The organism is Roseibium sp. (genome assembly GCF_025698965.1).
Lineage (GTDB): Bacteria > Pseudomonadota > Alphaproteobacteria > Rhizobiales > Stappiaceae > Roseibium.
The window spans coordinates 1-3,022 of record NZ_JAILWL010000626.1 but is presented as its reverse complement, the minus strand read 5'-3'; the positions used below and the strand labels follow the sequence as shown (position 1 = coordinate 3,022).

Sequence of the window (3,022 nt, the reverse complement as noted above, 5' to 3'; positions counted from 1 at the left end):
CTTTTAGTCATTGCTTTGTTTGTATCGGGCGCTTTGTCCGTCCGATACCTTCTGTAGAGTTTAAGCATTTGTACGTCTCCATCTTTGCGTGATGAGACAAAGATGGTGTGTTTTCCCGAATTTGCTATTTAACTATTTTTAAATCTGCAGTAACCGAACGGAAATGAAAAGTATTCTGTTTCTGTCAGATCGTTCCGCAGCTTGCCGCCATCAGTGCCCTGTCGATTTCGTCCATCTTTGTCGGGTGAGGGACATAGGCCCTTAGAAGGGCAAAGCCGCTGATTTCCTCGGTTTCGATGACGATCAGGTCTTCAAGATTTTCTGGCGGGTTTTCTCTCAGGATAGACAACTGTTCGGTCGTGAGAACCAGCATGGACAGGCGTTCAGCACCTGCCGTCCGATTGTTGAGGCTGTAAACAGCTTCGCCGGCGGAATTGAATAGCCCGATGGACCAGAACGGCACCGGAATACTTGCGTCGAACAGAACCGGCCCGTCTATGAGCTGAAAACGGCATGTGGCGTGTTTCATGGCCGGGTCGAGATCTGGTAAGGCTTCGTCTCCCGGTTTTACGTCCGGCAGCAGATTGAACTGCCGGTCGGGACCGTGTTTTGCCACGTTGTCGAACGCGCTGTGCTGCACATTATGGGGAATGCTGAGCACCACGAGAATGTGGATGATTGCCGCCAGACATAGCGTTGCCAGTATTCCGACGGTCAGGCTGAAGCGGGAAGAAAGCGTCATGGACACCCCAACCTTTCAATGGTCGGCATGCCGACACCGTCCAAGGCAGCACCCGTGGTGACGGGAGCATCGTAAAGGCGCAGCACGAATCGCAATCCATCGCTGGCATTTGCAGTTGCGGCCAGCGGCAACCAATTGCCGGAATGCGGGTTTCTGGCTGCCGTTACTTCAAATGTACCATCCGGGTTGCGCAAGAGATTCTGGCTTGCCAGATGCACTCTCCCGGGCAGGGTCTCCACAAGCCGGCCGTGACCGTCCACGGCGGTCAGTGTCCACAGTCTGGCAGAGGGTGTCTGACCTGCAATTCGGTAAATGCAGGTGGGGTCAAGAACATGTCCGGCTCTGTCTTCACGGGCAACCAATGCCAGCCCTTCGCCGGAGGCAAGCGGAACGACGGCCCCGCGTGTGTAGATCGCGACCGAATAGGGATCTGCGTCCGCCGTACCGGCTTTGGGATAGGCTTGCCACGAACCAATCGTGACTGCATCAAGAGGTTGTTCTCGCTCAATAACGAAATAGGCGGAACTGATACCCAAAAGCGATGCAAGAGCGACGACCAGTGTGACCGTTGCAAGGGTGCGCAAAGGATGGCTGCGATGGGGACGGATCGCGATTGGCAGCTTTTCATCATACCAATCTGCTTCGCTATGAGTCTGGCCAGGTGGGCGAATTGAGGCGTCTGTCATTGAGCGGCCGCATAGTCGGTCGGGGAAGAGGGCGCTTCTGGCCCGATCCTGGCACTGGACTTTTCGTTCAGGCGGTTAAGGTCTTTACCGATCCTGAGCAAGATCTCCTGTGTCCGTCGTTTCAGGACACGTGGTTGTGCTTTGATAACGTTCTCTTCTGATTGAGTATCCGGCGCAGCGCGAGCCAGCCGGGGCAGGGTTTCTGCTTCAACACCCGGCATCCTGGCAAGTTCGATGCCCTTGTGGGCGTAGTCATTGTAAAGTTGCCAGGTCATTGCCGGCAGACTGCCACCTGTGACGCGGCGCGTTGAGGAGAAGTCGTCGTTTCCGAACCAGACCGCGGTCGAAAAATTACCCGTATAGCCAACGAACCAGGCATCTCTATAGGCATTTGTCGTCCCGGTTTTTCCAGCAGCCACAACACCATCGATGCGAGCGCGTCGTGCCGTACCTGCTTCCACAACGTTGACCAGGATATCGTTTATTTCATGGACCTTGTCTTCTGGCAGAACGCGGACTTTTTCCGTCTCTTCCTGATCGCGGAGATAGAGAACTTTTCCGTCGCTGTTCTTGACTTCCAAGATGGCGTAAGCAGAGGCCTTGTAGCCGTTGCTGGCGAAGACAGCATAGGCCGACGCCATGTCAATCACTGAGACCTCCGACGAGCCGATCGGCAAGGAGATGGAATTCTCAAGCTCATGTGTCAGTCCCATGGCATAGGCGGTTTCGATGATTTTTTCCCGGCCGAAGTCGAGAGAAAGCCGGACCGGGATCGTGTTGATCGATTTCGTCAACGCGGTCCTTAACGTGACCGGACCACGATAACGTCTGGAATAGTTTTTGGGTGACCAGTTGCCGATCCAGACCGGTCTGTCCGGAACAATGCTGTCCGGACCGTAGCCGTTCAAAAATGCGGTCATGTAGACAAAGGGCTTGAATGACGACCCCGGTTGCCTCAATGCGGCAACCGCACGATTGAATTGGCTTTCACCGTAGGATCTGCCACCTACCATTGCGACGACGGCTCCGTCGGGAATCATGGATACAAGGGCGGCTTCACTGGCATCGCGAAGTTTGCCGTTCTCCCGCAATATTGTTTCGACCGCAAGATCGGCCTGGCGTTGCAGTGCAGGGTCGAGTGTCGTGCGCACGGTCACGATGCGGTCACGGGCAAGGGCAGGGTTGCGCCGTGCCAGTTTCTTAACTTCTTCAAGTGCCCAGTCGAGAAAGTATTCAGGCAACTGCTCCTGAGACCGATCGACAGCAAGGGCCGGATTGCGTCTGGCTCCGATTACTTGTCCTTCCGTCAACAGGTCTGCCTGGACCATGTTGGTCAGCACTTCGTTTGCGCGGGCACGGGCTGCAGGAAGGTTGATATGAGGAGCGTATTTGGTCGGTGCCTTGTAGAGGCCGGCGAGCATGGCGCTTTCGGCAAGCGTGAGTTCGCGCACATTCTTGTTGAAATAGAATTCCGACGCCGCCGTCACACCAAAGACACCACCGCCCATGTAAGCGCGGTCGAGATAGAGCTTCAGGATCTCCTGTTTGGACAAGTTGGCTTCAAGCCAAAGCGCCAGATAGGCTTCCTTGATTT

The 3,022-nt window shown here is 55.2% G+C and carries 3 protein-coding genes; all 3 read right to left on the bottom strand.

Translation table 11 applies throughout. The features are described from left to right. Positions 1-184: 184 nt before the first annotated feature. Entirely contained in the window at positions 185-742 is a 558-nt protein-coding gene (locus K5905_RS30715) for a hypothetical protein (RefSeq protein ID WP_297591522.1), read from the bottom strand. Continuing rightward, positions 739-1,428, bottom strand: a complete 690-nt coding sequence (locus K5905_RS30710) for a DUF1214 domain-containing protein (RefSeq protein ID WP_297591521.1) — start codon at positions 1,426-1,428, stop codon at positions 739-741. Before K5905_RS30710 ends, K5905_RS30715 begins: the two co-directional genes overlap by 4 nt. Further along, positions 1,425-3,022, bottom strand: a 1,598-nt coding sequence (locus tag K5905_RS30705; protein ID WP_297591520.1) for a transglycosylase domain-containing protein, incomplete at its 5' end; no start/stop codon positions are given. The genes K5905_RS30710 and K5905_RS30705, both read right to left, overlap by 4 nt.

Bases quoted from the DNA above. Each gene is read 5' to 3' on its own strand.
- K5905_RS30715 (WP_297591522.1), bottom strand. From the start codon at position 742: ATGACGCTTTCTTCCCGCTTCAGCCTGACCGTCGGAATACTGGCAACG.
- K5905_RS30710 (WP_297591521.1), bottom strand. From the start codon at position 1,428: ATGACAGACGCCTCAATTCGCCCACCTGGCCAGACTCATAGCGAAGCA.